This window comes from Arcicella gelida (assembly GCF_034931025.1).
GTDB classification, from domain to species: domain Bacteria; phylum Bacteroidota; class Bacteroidia; order Cytophagales; family Spirosomataceae; genus Arcicella; species Arcicella gelida.
Map to the genome: position 1 here is coordinate 96,561 of NZ_JAYGIL010000020.1, position 19,313 is coordinate 115,873.

18 protein-coding genes are annotated in these 19,313 nt (G+C 31.0%); 2 read left to right on the plus strand and 16 right to left on the minus strand.

What is annotated here, in order from left to right:
* Positions 1 to 13: 13 nt before the first annotated feature.
* From VB776_RS15745 to VB776_RS15765, 5 genes are all read right to left on the minus strand, one after another.
* On the minus strand, positions 14 to 1,888 hold the full coding sequence (locus VB776_RS15745) for a caspase family protein (protein WP_323697714.1): 1,875 nt from the start codon (positions 1,886 to 1,888) through the stop codon (positions 14 to 16).
* Between the two features lie 29 nt (positions 1,889 to 1,917).
* Complete coding sequence (locus VB776_RS15750; RefSeq protein ID WP_323697715.1) at positions 1,918 to 3,114, minus strand: hypothetical protein; 1,197 nt, start codon at positions 3,112 to 3,114, stop codon at positions 1,918 to 1,920.
* Between the two features lie 74 nt (positions 3,115 to 3,188).
* Positions 3,189 to 3,632 carry a hypothetical protein gene (locus VB776_RS15755; protein WP_323697716.1) on the minus strand — a complete coding sequence of 148 codons (444 nt, stop codon included), beginning with the start codon at positions 3,630 to 3,632 and terminating at the stop codon, positions 3,189 to 3,191.
* Between the two features lie 297 nt (positions 3,633 to 3,929).
* Entirely contained in the window at positions 3,930 to 4,160 is a 231-nt protein-coding gene (locus tag VB776_RS15760) for a hypothetical protein (protein WP_323697718.1), read from the minus strand.
* Positions 4,161 to 4,251: 91 nt separating this feature from the next.
* Positions 4,252 to 4,815, minus strand: a complete 564-nt coding sequence (locus VB776_RS15765) for a hypothetical protein (protein ID WP_323697719.1) — start codon at positions 4,813 to 4,815, stop codon at positions 4,252 to 4,254.
* A gap of 644 nt (positions 4,816 to 5,459) precedes the next feature.
* On the opposite strand from VB776_RS15765, the gene VB776_RS15770 reads away from it, so the two are divergent.
* Positions 5,460 to 8,168, plus strand: coding sequence for a CHAT domain-containing tetratricopeptide repeat protein (locus tag VB776_RS15770; RefSeq protein ID WP_323697721.1), 2,709 nt, complete (start codon positions 5,460 to 5,462; stop codon positions 8,166 to 8,168).
* On the opposite strand, the gene VB776_RS15775 is transcribed toward VB776_RS15770, so the two are convergent.
* The gene (locus VB776_RS15775; RefSeq protein WP_323697722.1) at positions 8,155 to 8,844 is read right to left on the minus strand and encodes a tetratricopeptide repeat protein; all 690 of its coding nucleotides are present in this window, start codon (positions 8,842 to 8,844) and stop codon (positions 8,155 to 8,157) included. The genes VB776_RS15770 and VB776_RS15775 overlap by 14 nt on opposite strands.
* Positions 8,841 to 9,419 carry an RNA polymerase sigma factor gene (locus tag VB776_RS15780; RefSeq protein WP_323697723.1) on the minus strand — a complete coding sequence of 193 codons (579 nt, stop codon included), beginning with the start codon at positions 9,417 to 9,419 and terminating at the stop codon, positions 8,841 to 8,843. The genes VB776_RS15775 and VB776_RS15780 overlap by 4 nt, the downstream gene beginning before the upstream one ends.
* A 234-nt stretch (positions 9,420 to 9,653) precedes the next feature.
* Between VB776_RS15780 and VB776_RS15785 the strand changes: the two genes are divergently transcribed.
* Entirely contained in the window at positions 9,654 to 9,827 is a 174-nt protein-coding gene (locus VB776_RS15785; protein ID WP_323697724.1) for a hypothetical protein, read from the plus strand.
* A gap of 153 nt (positions 9,828 to 9,980) precedes the next feature.
* Here the strand turns inward: VB776_RS15785 and VB776_RS15790 are convergent, their stop codons facing one another.
* The 9 genes from VB776_RS15790 to VB776_RS15830 form a co-directional block, all read right to left on the minus strand.
* Complete coding sequence (locus VB776_RS15790; RefSeq protein WP_323697725.1) at positions 9,981 to 10,634, minus strand: hypothetical protein; 654 nt, start codon at positions 10,632 to 10,634, stop codon at positions 9,981 to 9,983.
* Between the two features lie 20 nt (positions 10,635 to 10,654).
* Positions 10,655 to 11,827, minus strand: a complete 1,173-nt coding sequence (locus VB776_RS15795) for a hypothetical protein (RefSeq protein WP_323697726.1) — start codon at positions 11,825 to 11,827, stop codon at positions 10,655 to 10,657.
* A gap of 70 nt (positions 11,828 to 11,897) precedes the next feature.
* Positions 11,898 to 12,260 carry a LytR/AlgR family response regulator transcription factor gene (locus VB776_RS15800; RefSeq protein WP_323697728.1) on the minus strand — a complete coding sequence of 121 codons (363 nt, stop codon included), beginning with the start codon at positions 12,258 to 12,260 and terminating at the stop codon, positions 11,898 to 11,900.
* Between the two features lie 78 nt (positions 12,261 to 12,338).
* A complete protein-coding gene (locus tag VB776_RS15805) occupies positions 12,339 to 13,799 on the minus strand; it encodes a hypothetical protein (RefSeq protein WP_323697729.1) in 1,461 nt (486 codons plus the stop codon).
* Positions 13,800 to 13,903: 104 nt separating this feature from the next.
* Positions 13,904 to 15,427: a C1 family peptidase gene (locus VB776_RS15810; protein ID WP_323697730.1), complete on the minus strand. Its 1,524-nt coding sequence runs from the start codon at positions 15,425 to 15,427 to the stop codon at positions 13,904 to 13,906.
* Positions 15,428 to 15,469: 42 nt separating this feature from the next.
* Complete coding sequence (locus VB776_RS15815) at positions 15,470 to 16,576, minus strand: hypothetical protein (protein ID WP_323697731.1); 1,107 nt, start codon at positions 16,574 to 16,576, stop codon at positions 15,470 to 15,472.
* A 140-nt stretch (positions 16,577 to 16,716) separates the two neighbouring features.
* Positions 16,717 to 17,580 carry a hypothetical protein gene (locus tag VB776_RS15820; RefSeq protein ID WP_323697732.1) on the minus strand — a complete coding sequence of 288 codons (864 nt, stop codon included), beginning with the start codon at positions 17,578 to 17,580 and terminating at the stop codon, positions 16,717 to 16,719.
* A 3-nt stretch (positions 17,581 to 17,583) separates the two neighbouring features.
* On the minus strand, positions 17,584 to 18,198 hold the full coding sequence (locus tag VB776_RS15825) for a hypothetical protein (RefSeq protein WP_323697733.1): 615 nt from the start codon (positions 18,196 to 18,198) through the stop codon (positions 17,584 to 17,586).
* Positions 18,199 to 18,209: 11 nt separating this feature from the next.
* A complete protein-coding gene (locus VB776_RS15830) occupies positions 18,210 to 19,313 on the minus strand; it encodes a caspase family protein (protein WP_323697734.1) in 1,104 nt (367 codons plus the stop codon).

A 19,313-nucleotide genomic window follows, 5' to 3' on the forward strand; every position in this document is an offset into this window, starting at 1 on the left:
TGATAAGTGAGGTTTACCAAGTCATCCCAAAACGTCCAAGGGCTTTTTGTGCTGAATCATTACCAAGTTTAGCGGCTTTTTTATAGTAATCTTTTGCTAAACTGGTATTTTTAGATACGCCTTTACCGTATTCATATATAATTCCTAAGTTATAAAAAGCCAATGGTAGCCCTTGTTTTGCTGCTTTTTGATACCAATTGATTGCTTCATCATAATTTTGATTTGAACTATTTTTGGTTGCATCGTACATTACTGCCAAATTAAATTGTGCTACTGGATGTCCTTGATTAGCTGCTTTTTGATACCAACTAATTGCTTGCGAAGTGTTCTGAATAGTTCCTTTACTTGTTTCATAAAGGTATCCTAGATTTAACTGTGCTTCGATATGTCCCTGTTTTGCTGCTTGAGTGTAGAGATTGATTAATTCTTGGCTTGATAAAGAACTGCTTGCCAATCTTGCAAAATTATAAGAGCCTTCAGCATCACCTTGATCGGAAGCCTTTTTATACCATTTTACCGCCTCTTTAAGGTCTTGAGGGATTCCTCCTTGAGCCGTTTCATAGATAAAGCCAAGGTTTACTTGTGCATCACTGTCTCCTTGTTCGGCAGCTTTACGATACCATTCGGTTGCTTCACGGTAGTTTTGGGTTACACCCAATCCTTTTTCATATAAAAACCCTAAGTTAAACTGGGCATCTGCTAAATGATGCTCTGCGGCTTTCAGGTACCATTCAGCGGCTTTTTTATAATCTTGACGATTACCTAATCCTCTTTCATAAAAAACACCAAGGTTATATTCAGCACGAGCATCACCTTTTTCTGCAGCTTTTAGGTACCATTTCATTGCCTCAGAATAGTCTTGCCGCACACCAAAACCCATATCGTACATAAATCCAAGTTGCCCTTGATTAAATGATTTAAAAAGGGTGTGCTCTTTATGTGGAAAATAATATCTGAAAGCATCATCATATTGTTTTTGTTCGAAGGCGGCTTCTCCTTCTTGAATAGATTTATTTACATCATCATAACTAATGACTGTTCTTGTCTTTAGAAAATAGAAATCTCCTTCTAGCTCATCATAACGCCCGGGTGACTGACGATAATTCGTTTTTATTCTTACGCCAGCTGTTGTACTATCTAAAATACTTCTAATACCAATGTTAGGAATTTCAAGGTACTTTAAAAGTGTTCCTGTAAACATTCCATTTCGTTCGTTAATATTATCATCTGCTGTACTGCCTTCCCGAGTAGCATAAACAACCATGCTTCCTTGTGGATTATTGGTAGGACGTACAAGTCCTGTTGGAGCGGTAATATTTTTTTTACGGGTATCGCAACTCAATAAATTGGGTAAATCTCTACAGGCATCAAGAAAAACAAAGCTGTTTTTTACATTTTTAGAAGCAATATCAATTAGGATACGATTAAGAGAAATACCCGAAGATTCAATTTGTTCTAGGCAACGAATTTTGGTATCGGTAGGTAACAAGTAATTAACGTTGTTATAACTTACTCCATGACCAGAGTAATAGAACAAAACAACATCGCTACTCCTAAGTTGAGCAGTAAAGATGTATAAAGAATCGATAAAAGTTCTATAATCAGCATTTTTTAAAGTAACCACTTCAAAACCTAGTCTTTTCAGAGAGTTTGTCATATCAATAGCATCATTGACTGGATTTCTTAACTTTGAGACGCCCGTATAGTCTTTGTTCCCAATAACGAGCGCAATTCTTCGCTCGCCAGTTGGATTTGGACTAAATGACCTATTTTGTGCTATTGATATTTGTAATGCAAAACCAAAGAAAAGCAATGACAATACCGCTTTTTTTTGAGAGTTAAAAAAAAAGAATAGCATCAGCATTTTATTAAAAAATAGAGCAATCATCTTAGTAAATATTTATTTGTTAAATACAATTATTTGGGTTTGGCTATTGATAGCCTATCTTTTGTGGTAATTAATAATTTATCTTCTAAAACAATATTGTTAGGTGAATTCCTTGAGCAACTCAAGACATCCTTCAAATCCTCTTTGACAAATTTTGTACCCTTGTATATCATAAGATTTAACTTGCAAAATGGTTGTGTTGAAGCAAAAGACATTAAATAATCTACTCCAAAAGGAGCGACACAGATAATAGATTTGCCTTTAGCAATTTTTATTTCAACCCATTTTGAAACCTCTTCTGTTTTTACTTCATAATTATCTAATAACAAACAGATACGATTATCTGGCCAAATATCAATTAGTCTTAAAAAACAGGGTTTAGTCGTTTTAAACCAATATCTTATTGTATCACTTTTGTAATAGACTATATCGTTTCGACCTTTGTCGGTTTTTATCTCTATTTCAAAATCATCGACTCTATAAGTATTAGTACTAGCATCAATGACTATCTGTTTTTCAATTTCTTCTTGTGTTTTATTAGATTCAACATATTGGATATTGTTTTCATAGACAGGGTTTTGTATAAAACTTGTGTCATTTTCTAGTACTTTTTTAGGTGTTAATTGAGCTGTTTTTTGGGCAATTACTTCCCAATGAGGTAGTTCTGAATAAAATTGTTCATTTAACGCATTAAAAAAACATTGACCAAAGATTCCTCCTTCATCAGTAATGATTGAACGTTGGCTAACATTACAAGACATCATAACAAATGACCCTTTTGAATCATTGAATAATGCCTTTATTGTCTTTTTATTAAGATTTGACCGTGGAATATTCTTACTAAAAAGCTGCTGAGTTTTATAAAGTACATTACAGGATTCATTTAAGAGGACATAAAGACGAACCTGTTTTTGTGTTAGAAGTTGCTTTAAACTTCCCAAATAAATGTCAGATTGATTCGTTGTTCCTAATCTTACAGTAGGATACAATTCGTTGTTTTTATTATAACCATGAGCGGCCACATAACAAAAAATAGCATCATTTTGATTGACTTGTAAGTTTTTAATTTTGCTTATCACAAAATTCGTATCAGCCAGTTCTTCTTTTAAGAAAAAGATAGTATCTACTTCATAATCAGTATTTTTAAAGGTGTTTTCTAATTCAATGAGTTGATTTTTTATATATTTATTTCCATACACTCTTTCATCGCTTTGATAATCTATCAAACCAATGATATGTATTTTCTGCGAAAATCCCGAAAATACAATGAGATGTAAAAGAAATGTAAAGTATATTTTCCTCATAAATGATTGAATTGCTTAATTAGGAATTGATTATGTTTTGTCTTAGGCAAGCCAAGCCTAAGCCCATTTCTTCCAATATTATCAATTGCGTAGGGCTCGCTCCAAACTATGGATGATGTATCAACATTAGCTATTGAAATAACTAAACAATTAATTTTATTATCCTTCAGTAGTCGATATAGTTCTTTCAGAGTCCTACTTTTATATTTTTCTGTATTGATTTTAGCTTTATAATACCGCTGAAAACGAAATAGTAACATATCATGGTCAATATATTCTTCAGTAGAACCAATGTACAGCGTGTCTGAATTTGGATGTATATCTTTCGATTGGCTGATACTCCAGTTTTTTGCCTTTATACTATAAATAATTACTACAGAAGCTATGGCTAGTAATGCTAAAATTTTTATAGATACTGATTTTTGCCTATGATTTTTCATCCTGAACAGATTGATTTTGCTCTTTGGTAAAAACGATTAAAGCACAAGGATTAAAATTATATAAAGCCAATGTTTAACTTAGGTCTTTAGCACTAAGAAGCAAATATGACAGTCAGAAAAACAGTAATAACATACCGCTAAATGAGGGGAAGTAGCAATTGATAAATATTTTTTCATGATGGGTATAAATTAATGGTTCATGCCATCACTAAATAGAGTAGTGTTCTATTTTGTAATTTTTAGTAAGAAAAAAAGTAAGATAGGTGCATCAATCTGAAAATAGAATCTGTAAACAAATCAATCTGTTTGCTCTGATTCCTCTTTTTGGGCAGTTTCGTGTATTGCTTTTATTTTTTTACTTATTACAGAAGCTTTCATGGCAGTACGTAGTTTTTGAAGTTTTTCATATTCACGAAGAAGATCTGGGTTTGATTTTAATTCTTCAATGATAGCAGTTTTCTCTTCTTCTGTTTCATCTCCACTTAAATGGTTGATAAGCCTCAATGTATCTTCACTAGTAATATTCATTTGATATAAATTTTAGTGTAAAGCTACCAACGTTTTAATTAAAGAAAATGATATTTTTAAAATTATTTAACAGCCTAAATGTAAAAAATGTCTATTTATCTAATTGGTCTCTTAATATTTTTAAACAATTACTGAAAAGTACTCTTAGGCTTCCTTCGTTGTCATTAGGGTATTTTTGGTATATTTTTTTCCATTCCAAATCGTTTATTAATTTATCTGTAAGTAAATCTTTACATTTATTAGGCATTCCATCTATCAATGTAATTACTTGCTGGTAATATAAAATGCTCTCAGCTTCTGCTTGAACAACGCCGAAAAGTTCAGTAATGCTATCAAGGCGGCTGACATCTTTATAACCACAACTTTTCCAATAATCTCTTCTTTTCCAATCAAGATGTCTTTTTGCCCACGCTATAATCATTGCTGAATTATCGTTATTTAGTTTTTCTATTTTCCCTTCAGTTACTCGGATATAAAGCTCAATAATTACATCATGATAAAGGTCAAACGCAGTGTTTGAGTCTCCTTTCAATTCGAATAAATGCCCAGAATAGAGTATTTTCTCTAAATACTCAAAAGCCCATGTTTCCCCGTTTTTTATTGCATCATATAAGTCCGGGTGAAGAGGCTGCTTGATTTTAATAGATTGTGCCAAGTGTTTGTAAATTTATAGGTTATTAATAAATTAAATTCTTCGATAAATTAAATTATAAATCAAGCAATTGATGAGGCTTGCTTCTTTCTATATATATGAAATTGCAAAACATAGGCTCAATCTATTTGATAATGTGATAATTGTGTGTTGTGGGATAAACACTGAAGAGATTAATTATAATTTTCAGTGATCCAAATTTAGTTGATGCCCCAATTGCATAACATTGAGCCATAAATATAGACATAATATAAATGATTAGCTTTTTTAGGTAGGTATAATCCTAGCGTTTTTATTAACTTCTAAGAATATACGTTTATAGTTTAGCTCAAAAATTAAAGCGTTTGTAAAAAAAATACTACGTTTAAAAAAGAAGCAGACCGAAAAATAAGTTTCTCGGTATGTTACACTTTTACAGGCTCATCAAGCTAATTATGCTCTTCAAAAACACTGATTTGGAGTGTTTTATTCCTCTTTCTCTTCTAAAAGGTATTTTCTTTAGTCATCAAAATCTTTTTGATGTGTACCAAAATTTGTCTGATAATTCTAAACAATTCACTTATATTAACGTTGTGTTTGCCCAACGTCGGATTCTATATTCAAAGGTAAATACTACCTCTTATTTTACCACTATTTGTTTTATATACATGAAATATTTTATACTAGGCTTTTTAATAAGTATTTTCTTGATTCATGATGGAATTTCAATGAAATTATCCAAAGATAAAAATTTACAATTGGCTGAAAAAAAGCTAGATGAAGTAGAATCTTTGTATGCTCTTGTTCAACATGAAGCTTCCATCAAAGTGGGTAGAGAAATTCTTCGGCTTTTGCCTAATATTAATAAGTCAAATGAAAAATGTATTTTTAAAGCATATCTTAATCTTGCTACGAATTATTTCATGTTGTATAAAAGTGATTCAACAGATTATTTTTTTAGCAAAGCCAATAATTTATTACGCCAAAGCCCCAATTTAACTGCTGAAATTCCCAATTATGTTGCCAATCATTGGGATCACCAAGGAATGTTTTATGCTCGTAAAGCAAATTATACACAGGCGGTACATTATATTCAAAAAGGCTTATTGGTTTGTAAAGAATACCACTTAAATCAATATGAACTTCCTTTTCTGAATAATCTCGCCAATACTTATGATTGGATGGGAGATTATCAAAATGCCTTTCTGATATATCAAAAAATTCAAAAAATTGGAGTCCCCAAGCATTACAATGGTTTACAAACGCTTACATCAATGGGTTGGAACGCTCTTCGTAGGAAAGAATATGTTCAGGCAGAAGCTTTTTTTCAAAAAAGTTTAACAATGTATCAATTTCTTGTTAATGAGAATCTTCTCGTTCATAATGAACTAGATAAAATGCTTATTAAGTTTGATTTAGGTGTTTGCTATTCATTGAGTACTTCATTTGAAAAAAGTAATTTATATCTTGATAAAGTAATTGATTTTTATGGAAAGAGTAAAATTAAAAAAGATAAGTATTTAAGCTTAGCTCATTTACAAAAAGCTAAAAATTTATATGCTTTAGGCGTAAAGCAACAGGCTTTACAGGAAGTTCAAAAAGGACTTCAAGCACTTGTTCTTGAATTTAATAGTGATGTTGTTGCCGATAATCCATCACTGTCTCAAACTATTTTAGATAAAAAAAGCCTATTTCAATTGTTGACCTTCAAAGGTGAAATTTTGAGTAACACTTACGAAAAAAAGCATCAAGAAGCAATACTTGAAAAGAGTGTTAGATGTTTTTATTTAGCCGTGTTATTAGCAGAAAAGTACCGAAAGGCTATTGATTATCAGGAAGATAAGCTGAGGTTTAATCAAGATAATAAGCTAGTGTTTGAGAAAGCTATTCATTTAGGATATAAGTTCTACCAATTACAACCTAACATCGTTAATGCTAATTTATTTTTAAGAATTATGGAAAGTACAAAAGCCATAGCATTGAATGATAAAATAGCCATTGATAAAGTAAAGATTTCGACCAAAGCAATGCCTATCCAAGATGAAGAACAGAAAGAATTACGCTATAATGCGGGATTAAAACAGGCTATGCTTGATAATAAAGTAAATGTAAAAAGCCTGGACAGTTTACGAAAATTATTGACAGACAGCGAATTAAAACTTTATGAATTAAATAACAAACTGGCATCGTATATGCCACATCGTAACAGCCAATACTTTAATGCTGACATATCAATAAAAGAAATTGTTGCGAATTTAAGCTCCGAAAGTGCCTATATCAGTTACACAATAACCTCTGATTTTAAAATCTTTGTACTGGCAGCTAATCATCAAAAAGTAATTATTAAAAAGCTAGAGATAGGGTCTGATTTTATCCATCAAACGCAAAAATTAATAATCGCATTAAGAGAGAATCCTACTTTATTTGCCTATCAAGGCAGTGCAGAAGCAACAGCTTTGTACAAGATTTTAATAAATCCTATAGAACAAGTATTAGTGGGAACAAAGTGTTTGATAATCAGCAGAGATGGTATTTTAAATTACTTACCTTTTGAAGTATTAGAATTGGGAAAAAACAAGAATGATTATCTAATTCGCTATTTTGCCATTTCGTATCAATATAATGCACTTACTTATCTATTAAAACAAGAGTTAAAAACAAATGTAAATCCTAAGCTTTTAACGATTACACCTTTTATTAAACAACAAATTATTGCCAATGATACACTCATGGCTTTGCCAGCGAGTTCAAAAACAGATAATGATGATGTTTTACTAGATGTTAAAGCCAGTAAAAATCGTTTTGTCCAGCTTTCAGATAAGTATGATGTATTTCATCTAAAGTGTCATTCCGTTTCTGATCCTAATAAGTATGCAGACTCATATATTTATTTTAATCCATCTTCATCGCCTTGGAAATTAGGTTTTCATGAAATTATGACTTTACCAATGAAACAATGTCAATTATTAATATTAGGTTCATGTAATAGTGGAAATGGCCATATTGAACCTCAAGAAGGAGTAATGTCTCTTTGTTATGCTTTCTATAAAGCAGGATGTAAAGCAGTATTGTCTGCTCAATGGCAAGCACATGATCGCTCCAGTGAATTTATTACTTCAAGGTTTTATAATTATCTAAAAGAAGGAAAACCCAAAGATATTGCTTTGCAAAAGGCTAAAATAGATTTTTTAAACGAGCCATTAGGAAATGAATTGAATCATCCATTTTATTGGGCAAACCTAACGATTACGGGAAACATTAGTCCAATTGTTACTAATAACTTTTCTAAGATTTATCTTTTTGCTGGAATTATATCCTGTTTACTCCTAATTCTATTTTTATTAAAAAAGTACGCTACAAAGCCTAGAATATCTTAGCCCACAAAATTTGCCACCATAGTTTAGCTTTATCGATTTTACCAATTGGATATACACAATCTTTACAAGAACTTAATTCGTCGTACAAATGATTAGCTTCTTGTATTTGTCCACTTCTTAAATAAGCCAAAACTAAGTGCCATTGAGTTGCTTCTTTAAAATATGGACGAAGATTATTATTCTTTAATACAACTTGAAAACTTTGAACTGCCTTTTGAAACTGCCCTTCAGCTAAATAACTTTGTCCAGCATAAAAGTTATCAAATACTTTTTTTTCTACAGGAGAAAGAATAGAAACATCTACATCTCTAACAATAGTAAGGTCGTTTTCAGAACCAGGTAGTTGAATAACTGAGAATGAAGCATACAATACAAAAATTAAACAAGCTGCAACCAGACCGCTTAAATAAGGGAAAAGGGTTATGAAAGGAGTTTTCCTCTTTAGAGGAATTATAGGCTCTTCTTGTTCTAATTTATCTAAAGTTGCTATTATGTTTTGTTCAATCGTTATCTCTTTTATCATATTTGTTAGTTTTTGATAATCGGATACTTCTTTTGAAAAATCAAAATCATTCTTTAAGGCATTTTCAAAGTTAGCCATTTCGTCAACTGACAAACTACCATTGAAATATTGCTCAATGGTTTCTAAACGTTGGTAATCATCTTTTGGATTCATGGTTTAAGTAGAAGTGTTTTAAGTTTTTCTAAACATCTAAATTTGCGAACTTTTACTGCATCTGGATTCCCTAAATTAAAGCGCAGGGCAATATCTTTAATTGAAAGTTCTTCGCCATAATATGCCATCAGGATACTTCGGCAAGGTTCTCCTAATCGTTCAAGTATATTGGGAAGTGAACTATTTTCTTCTTCGTTTTCTAGTATTGCACTAGATGTTAGTTCCTGAGTATAAACGTTTTTTTGGGTCAAATATTCTTGTTCTCTTCTAAATCGCCTTCCATCAGCCTCTTTTTTTTTAAGCCATTTGTTGTTAGCGATTTGTATGAAATAACCTTCCATTTCCTTTAAAGACTTTGCTTCAAACTTTAAATGTCGTACTTGACGAAAAAAAATAATAATTACTTCTTGAAAAATATCCTTGGCATCATCATAATTACCCCCTTGTTTAAAAATATGTGATGCTATGATTGGTTTAAAAAAGCGATATAAAAATACAGTCACATTATTAATCTCTGTGTGGTTATTACTTCTCAGTATATCAACCACATCGCTTGGGCTATATCTTTGATTCATAATTGTTTATATTGAAAATAGGAAGGTAAGGATACACTGTTAAAAAAAAATGTTTAATACAAAATACCATTTAAAGATACCTGAGAGAAAGTATAAATTTTTATAATTATCAAAAAAATAATAGCTTCTTTTCAATCAATTTATTTAAAAAATTAAGGTCTAAAATCAAAAAAGGTTATTTCAGATACATGTAGAGTTGTGTTGTGTTAAACTTCCTCCAACACACCTAAACTCATGTATAAGTTATTAAGCATTTTTGTTTTGGGACTTTTATTAACAGCTTGCCAAGACGAACCAGCAATTCAACCAAAAGTAGGTAATAGTAAAAATGTTACTTTATCTGATTCAACAACTGTAAAAAAGGTAAGCGATGACCCACCAGCGGCAACAGGTAATGGTCGTCCATAAGTAATGTTACCTCTCATCTCTAAATGAGTTTTTTATATACCCCATCAAGAATGATGGGGTATTTTTTTAATAGGTGTGCTTTTTTTAACAATTATGACACCTCTTGTCAATACATTTATTACCACTAATTAAAAAAAGTTACATCCTCTTCTTTTAATTTGATAATTCTGCAGTTAGCTTCTCCCATTTTTTTGATTTAATGAGAAAATATTTTCTTTTTCCTATTGTTAATACGAACTTATCAGTAGTATCATCGAAGTATATTTTTGCTTTTTTATTAAAATCAACACTTATTTTGGGCAATTTGAAAATAATTTTCTGTGGGCTTAGGCTATTATCCTCATAAATTATTTGATAAGTTGTGTCTTTTTGTGGTGCTTTTATAGCTTCCCAAACCAAGGATTTGGTTGAGAATTTATGATGTTCTTTAGACGGTTTTGAGCTATTTTCGTACAGCTTTGATTGATAACTAAAACTACCTTGTAGTTGATTTAAATCGTAGAAGCGTTTGTAAATGATTAAACTAAAAGAGAAAACAAAAATCAAACACGCTGCCAATTCAATGAATTTTAGGCGAAACAATGGGATAATAGGTTTTATGTGTTCTTTTAGGGTTATTTCATCAATCGTTTTTTCTATTTCAAAATAAGTAATTTCATCAAGCCAATGATCTAGCTTTGTCCAAATCAGGTAATCTTGATAAAAGTTGTCGTCTTCTTGCAGTTTTTTCAGGAAGATTTTTCGTTGATTTACATCCAAATTACCCTTTATGTATTCTTCAAATACTTTATAATTATCTTCTAGCATAAATATTTTTCACTTTGAATTTATGGCTTTTCATGACAGATATATTGATATATGGCTTTTCCTTTGGCATTTCCCCAAGTACTTTCTGGAAGATTGATTTCATTTTTCATCCAATCAATTAAGGCTTTTTTGCAATCCTGACGTTGTTGTGCTTCTGACTGCTTATTTTTATAATTATAATTTTTACTTGAATTAAAGAAAGCTCTTGATGCTTCAGCAAGCGTGGCCTCAATTACGAGTTTAATAAAATGAGATTTACGTCCAGTTAGTAAAAGTCTTCTAGCGTTTCCAGCATGAACTTTTTCAATGGCGTCTAGTCCATCTTGGATAAATAGAAAAACTTCTTCTAAACTAAATGATTTATCAGCGGGTATTTTTAAATGATTTACAACTTTAGAGCTACTTTTTTCTCTATGGGATTTATCCAATAGGGTATCGAAAATTCCTTGCCAATAACGTTGTATGCTTGTTTTAAGAATAAAATCTTTTCGAGATAATTCACTAAAAAGTAACTCCATACTTTCTGAAAACAAATCATCATCAGTATTTCTCTTTGCAGCAAAAGATAATCTACACAGTTCATTAATGTTGCTTTCTGCTCTTCTTTTTGCTGATTCATTTTGAGAGTAACGAATTGTAAAAATTAAATATGTTTCTTGAATAATATGATGTAACTTAGCAAGTCTATTTTTGGTAATTTTTTCGTCTTTCCCTAAAGTTTTATAGATGTAATAATCAAATGTTTGTTGTGATATCCAATCTGTCATTAATTGTTGATTAGCGACATTGATTAGTAAGTGGTTATTTTTAGTTGAGTTGAATAATTGTAAAAAAGGATTTAATATTTTACGGATTTTTTTTTCGATGCTCAAGTAATCTGTTTCTTTTTGATTAATGAACCTGAGCATTTCTTCAGTTAACCTATTTTCATAATGCGTTAATGATACAGTTTTTCTGAGCCTTTTTATTAACTCATCTTCCTTGGGCAAATAGTCATACTCAATAATGGCAGACAATATCATTTTCAATGTATTATCAATTTCTTTTTCAGTTTCATTATCAGATAAATATTTTTGTTTAGCATGACTCTTCAGATGCTTTCTATACATCGTTCTAAAGTTATAAATAGCATTATTCTGAATTGTTTTATCATTACTTTTTAAGGCTGCTATTACTTCTTCATATAAAGTCATGATAAATCTTTAGTAAATGATTATAAGATAGAATCTAACTATGATGCTTGTTTTGAAAAGAAGCAAGTATTTAAAAAATATGAGGGAAAGATGATTTTTGGTCGAATAAATAATAATCTAAAAATTCTTTTCGCCTTCTTGATATACTGGCTCTCAAGTTGTTTTGCATTAATATATAATTTTTATGTCGTGAATATCTTTCCATGTAAGCACTATTGATGATATATGCACGATGTACTCTCAGAAAACCATGATTAATAAATTGCTCTTCAAACGACTTTATTGTTTTGGCAAACATGATTTTTTTTCCGTTATTTAGATAAAAGAAAGTGTAATTGATGGATGCTTCCAGCATTACGATGTCTGAAATTGAATAAATTTCATTTCCAATGCGAATATCATTAGAATGTGTTTTGTTCTTATGTGTTTTCATAAACATATGTTAAGAAAAAAGTAGAGTTACTCTGTTTAATTCTTACATATTAATACCACCACACCGTTAAACGTTACATCATTTTGAATGAGTTGTTATTTGGATAAATCGTTCTACTGTCTGTTCAGAAGTAGATTTACTCTTTATTTTTTCTAATGAATCTAAAATATAAGTAATGCCTTGTCTTTTCTCTGATTGTAATGCCCCAAAATCACCAGTAGTGGCGAAACCAATCAAAGCTTCAATGCCAAAAGGAGCCGCACATTTAAATTCTTCTGGAATTTTTATGAGTCTATTAATGTCTTGAGCTTTTATTTCAAAATCATTATTGTTCATCAAGAAAAGACTATTTGTAGCATCTCTGTAAACTAATCTTACTTTACATGGACGATTCGCAGTAATAAAAATAGAGAGAATCTCACCCTCTGTGAAGCGTTGTGCTTGATTTCCCTTATTTGTTCTTATCTCAAATTGTAACTGTTTAGAGTCATAGTTTTCAGGAGTATTTCTAACGATTTTAGTAATATTTTCTACTTCAGTTAAATATTCTTTTTGTGGAATAATGTCTTTTGCCCAACTTTCAGCGTTATTGATAAGTACTTTATCGGATACTTTGCTAATCACTGTTCCCTCAGTATTGATAAGTGTGGCATTAATTTCTAAATAATTCCCAATTACTTTATAATCGCTTCTTAAATTTAGAATTCTATTCATTGAACGACTTGTAGTAGGTAAAGTGATTTTTAGGCTTGGGTGGGCAAGTCCCAACATCGTTTTTAACTCTCCTGTAAACATTGTAGAAAACGTATTCACAATGTTTTTCCCTTCAAAGGAAATTTTTTCTATATTAATTTCCTCTGTTTCTGATTTTGGAATAAGCTTACTAAGTTCTCCTGATAATTTTTCGGCAACGTCTTCTAAAGTTCTTTGTTGTATATTATTGGCGTAGTCCTTGACAATTATTGCCTTATTAAGCTCGCTGAGGTCGTTATCTAAGTATGCAATTTTAATTTCTTCTTTTTCGTAGATTTTTTTAGGTTTTTGTCTTAGCACTATTCTACACCATTGATAATTATTTAAGAAGGTTTTTCTTTTGCCATCAAAATACCAATCACCTTGCATGTATTTATGTGCATATACATAAATTTCTTTATTTTTCTTAAAAAAAATTCTTGCTTTACTAAAATCAATATTAAAGTTCAAACCATTCGGATACCTCGTTTGAACCAATTGTAAATACTCTTCAATCGGTAAATCTTTACTGTCATTATTTTGGAAATCTTTTGGGTTCAAATCATTTTCAAACACTACTCCTTCAAGTAAATGAGAAGCAATTTGTCCCCAAGCATTTTTTTCGTCAGCATCTGTTTTAGCATTGAAGAATACTTGTAAAGAAGCTTTTGTTTTTTTGAGTATTTTAATACTTTCCTGAGTGAGTTCTGTTTGATTATTCGATTTAATTGCCAAGGTCTGTGACTTTGCTATTGGTGAATAGTTCAAAAAGAAGAGTAACAAAAGGAAGCTTGGTTTTGTATTCATCTTGATAAAAAGAAAAGATGTTGTGTTTATTAATGTACAAAATCCTCTTCTCAACAACTGAGAAGAGGGCTTGAACAGGTATCTATTATTTTTATATCAAGGTGCTACTTCATGTGCTTAATTTTAAGCAATAATGGAACAATCGTTCCGTTAGGTGTGCCCTTCAGCTCAAAAGCAATATTGTTAGATTCATATAAAATGGTGTCAGCTGAAACTAACTGTGAACCAATTACAGAATACACTTTTTGTTTAAATTCGCCTTGAGCATTGGCAATATCGTTTCTGAGTTTATCAATATCTAGTTCTTTGGTTGAATACAATACTAGAAAATAATCATTGCCAGGCTTATTATCCATCGTAAATGAGCTATTGTTTGATGGTAACATGGCTGTATTATTAGATGGAATCAAAGCACTTACTTCATCATCATAAGGGAATAATTTGGTTACTCTATTGTTATCATCCGAGGCAATGATATACATATAGCTTGCTATATTATTGATGATTTCAGTTTTGAAAGATGTTCCAGAAGGGTATTCTTTGGTGACATTATAGGTAATCATATCAATATTAGCATCGTTAGTCACATCTAGACCTCTTTCCGCAGAAGTAGAGACAGGCATAACATCGCCATTAGCCAAAAGAGGTTTGATACTACCCTTTAAAAATACTTCTTGTACAGGTTGTACTGGAGCTGGTGGAACTACATCTGTTGTTGGATTATTTGACGGTACTACTGGAGGTGGAGTAGGTGTTGGGACTGGTGTTATGGGTGATAATACTTCATAAGCATATGGCGTGAACTCAATTAAATCTTTATAACTAGCCCATACAAACCCGTTATTTGCCCATTTGTTTCCCCAACTATTTACAATTAAAAAAGCGTTTTTGGTATCATCATAACCAATAACAGCCATGGCATGTCCACCTACTGCACTTTTGATAGTTTCTGCTGGTGCAGCTTTCCAAACTTCTTTAGCTTGGAAAAATGAATTAGGAATCCACATACCAATCAAAACTGCATTTTGACTTTCCACCAAAGCAGTTTTAATAGATAAAATCTTTTCCTCAACCGATGCTGTACTTGGAATATCAAAAAGAGTGGTATAGCCTTCAATTTTGTTGGCCGCTGCTTCTTCCTCAAGCATTGTATATTTATTACCACAAGTATAGGGCGCACTTTTTAAGGTTGCCACGCCTTTTTCTTTCATGATGTCAAGTGCATCCGAAATACTTGATCCTGTCTGACATTGATAGTCTGTAGGGCTTTTGATTCGTTCAAAAACAAAGGTTGGAGAAAAAGCAATGGCTCTAATAGCTTCTGCCCCTTTGATGTTTAGCTTTTTGGCTTGCATAATCGTTCGCATGTAATAGGCAGTTGACCAACCCACACAAGTACTAAAATCTCCTTGGTCTTCAACTTGTGGAACAAATGATTTTAGACTGAATATAGATGGTAAAATACCTCTCATCAATGAAAAATTCTTACTTCGCTTGGGTAAATGAAGATACTTCTTGTCATCTCTGACAAGCCCTAATTTACGTTTTTTTTGAGCGGTGATAGACTGTGAGCAAAGTACTACAGCACAAATTAAAAGAAGGATTCGGCTTAATCTTGAGCTTTTCATATTCTTGTTTTTTAATTTTAAAATTCGGTTATAACGTTAGACTTAAAGCTCTTTTAGCCCTAATTCAGCAAGTTGGTAGTAGCCTCCTTTTGTAGAAAGGCAATCTCCATTGGCTGGCATACTTGATACAGAGGTTACTTTATTTGTAACTGGATTTTCTCCTTCAAACTGAACAACTTCATGAAAAGTAGTGATTCTGCAAAACCATTTATCAAACTCGCTTTTTCTGAAATTATCGTACAAGCTGATTTTTGCATAATTGAATTCATAACTGTTTTTATTTTCTAGAACCTGTTGTAGAAACTTCTCTCTAGTTAATCGCATATTTTTGCCATCCTTTGTAGTCAGGTTAACATAGCCACTTGTATCAAAAATGAGATTACTCTCAAGAATCATTTTATTAATTGAGGTTGAATCTTTCTCATTTTTATCCTTTAAGATTGTAAGGTAACCTAAAAATGTTTTTACTTTTTTTTCAGGACTCCAATCAATAATGTCATTGTTGTTAACTATAACAAGCTCTTTATTAGTAGTATCAGCGACGGTAGAAACCGTGTTTTTATGATTAATACCACTGATTTTTGTTGATAAAATATTTAGTTTTGAATCTTCTACTATTTCAGTAATAAAATTTAAAGTATCATTAACCTCAATATCCATTCTTTCATGAGGTTTACCAATAAGTACCAAACATACAGTTTGTTTATATTGATAAATTTTTTGTTTTTTCAGCAAGAGAGAATCTATTCGTATTAAGCTAATGCTTTGACTATTAAGTCGATAATTAAAAGCCATTTTGTAAGTACCTGCAATGAGTTTAATAAACTCAGAAGCTTTTAATGGAGATTTACTCACTAGATTATCAACATTAGGGTCGGTTTTAATCATTCCAGGAATTAAATGATTGACAATTTTTACACTATCTGTCGTAAAAAAAGTACTTATGAATGTCGTTTCTTTTTGAATAGAAGGCTTTTTTACCAAAATTGGTATAATTCGAATTAATTCTTTTTGATAAGCAATCAACATTTTATCAAGAGCCTTTTTATGAGGTTTTGGAATACTATCTTGAGCCAGGCTTGATAAACAGAAAAATGAAATTAGTACCCATATATACAGGCTTATTTTATGAAAAATTGATGTTTTCATAGTGTATATTTTAAGTTTAGATTGATTCATTAAATAGTTTTTGTTTTTTAATCATTTCTGTAATTAGTCTTTTTGTTTTCATCGTTAAATAAATTTTAAATCACCATGGAAGAAGAAAAGTAACACCCAAAGACTTTTAATTAATTCTGTTTTAAATCTGTAATTAGCCAACCAGAATTTTCTTTTTCTCTCATAAATTCTCTTATTTCTATTTGATAATTTTTGTGAACATTAATTTTGAATATTATATCTTTTGTCCCTTTTACTTTTAGCAAGCTTAGTCGTAAAATTTTTTCAAGAATGTATATTTCTTGATGTTTCAAGATTGTTTGATTGCAAAGAGAAACAATGCTTTTTTCTTGATTAAATGCGTTTATCAAAGGTGAAAAAGCTATGTCTTGTGCATTAGGATTTAAACCTTCTTCTCTATACGTTGAGTCTATTGTTGTAATATCTTTTCTTTCTATGAGATGCTGATGCTCTTCAATTATTTCTTTGGGTAAACTGATATTCGTTATTTGCCATCTAGCTGATGCTTCTTTTTTTTGATACTGTTTTTGTAAATAAACATCAAAAGTGACCTCGTTTTCTTGATAATACGCTTCTACTTTCACCATAGCTGACAACTTCGCTTGTTTTTCGATTTTAATATCTTCTTCACATATCATCGCTATGAATTGATTAACTTTTATAAAATATGGTTGTGTTTTTTCTGTTATTTTTAAACGTTCATCATCTTCATTAAATAGTTTTAATATATATTGACTTCTTGGATAAACCATTTGTAAAGAATCGTTCATTTTTGTACCATCAATAAATGTCTCATAATTAAAGCGATGAATAAATTCATGAATACTTTTGATTTGCCATAACATAAAAGACTCTACAGGTTGCTTAGTGAAAACAACTGTACTTATGCTATCTGGTATTGTTTTAGCATCTGAATCTTGAGCTAAAGAATGAAAGGCTATTCCCCAAAAAATAAAAGCAAATACTTTTTTCATTTATCAATTTGGGCTTAAAGCTGTTGTTTCTATCACACTAATATTCCCAAATGAAATCGTGAATTTGCCTTTTGCATTGGGCTTTTCAGTTACTTCGATGGCTTTTCTGTCTTTACTTTCATAAGATACTTTCCCTTTTTGATCATAACCTTTGAAGCGTTGATAATAAAATGCAGTGGCATGATAGTTCCCATCCATACCTTTTTCAAAGTCGGAACAATACGATACGTCGTAAGAACTAATTTCTACTTTTGGAAAATGAGGCAACTTAAAAAGAGTGTTGAAATACTGCTTGATAGGAATATTTTCAACACTACCATCTTTTCTTGAAACTTGTACTGTTGGCATTTTGATGACTTTTTCACCGTCCGAATTATAATAAACAGTATCAAAAAGACTCATTGCCAATTGGATAGATTTTAATCTGGGTCGTTCAGGTAGAGATTTATCACCAATCTGTTTGATATAATTGGTTAAATCATTGACTCTTCTTAGCGTAAGTTCTTTGAACTCTGTGAGTTGCTCAGGACTTGGTTCTGTATGTTGAGCAAAAGTTTTTGTTGTGAAAAACAAACTGTAAATACCCAAGAAGATGAAGTAATAAATGATTTTTTTCATAAGAAAGTAATTTATCTAATTTCCTGAATAGTAATGATTTGGTAGCGTCCATCCTGACTAAAAGTAGAGAGATTTTCAACTACATTGATTTGTTTAATAAGGTTAGCGTTAATAAGTATTTTATTCAAAAAGTCTTCAATCGGAATAGCACTCATGTTATTATCAATAGCATTAATGTATTCGTTTGCTTCTGCATCAACATTAAAAAACTTCTTCATTTGAGTTTCCATCAATTTTTCTCTTTTATCATATTTTAGTTTTTCATTGGCTAGTGTATTGAGGAACAAATTGGTATCGTTAAAACTTACTGTTGGCGTATTATTGGGAGTAATTGGGTCTTTACTATCAGTAGTAATTTGCCACTGCGAATGCTGTAGATTATTTTTATTATCTTGTGCTAGTTTTTCTTGAAGTCTTAATTCGGCATCTTTCAGAAAAGAATCCCAAGTAATGTAAACATTATTATTCTCTGCTTGAGAGAGTGCTTCTAACCATGCAATAGTATAATAAGTGCCGTTATTAGTACTTCCGTAGGCTTTTTCATTTTTTTTTGAGCTTGAAATAATAATATTGCCCTTACTTTCTTTGAAAAGTTTTCTTAAAATATCATTTTCAACAAAAATAGAACGAGCAACTAAAGGTTTATCAATCGTCAAAGCTTGTCTGGACGTTTGTTGATTATTACAATCTATCAAAGTAATATTGAGTTTTACGCCTTTATTATTTAATTTTTGGTGAATGTTTTCTATTTGAAGATAAGTGTCTTTTAGGAAAATGCTTGGAAATTGGGTCGTCTGATGAGTGGGATTAAGACCTCTTCCTACATAATAAAATACAATTACATCATCAGTATTAATCGGTAAATGAAGAATTTCACGGTCTAAATCTTTTTCGGTAAAATCATGGGCATAAACAGCAATAGGCAAATAATCATAATGTATATTTTTAGCGATTTCACTAAAAACAGAATCCATCATGACAAGATTTCGCTCATAAGTTTTGCCTAATTCAGGGTGTTTGGAATCAGCTATCAAGATTGTTCTTATGCTTTGTGTAGCACCTTGAAAACAAATTAACACCAAAATGATAAGCAGTCCCTTATTTTTTTTAAACAT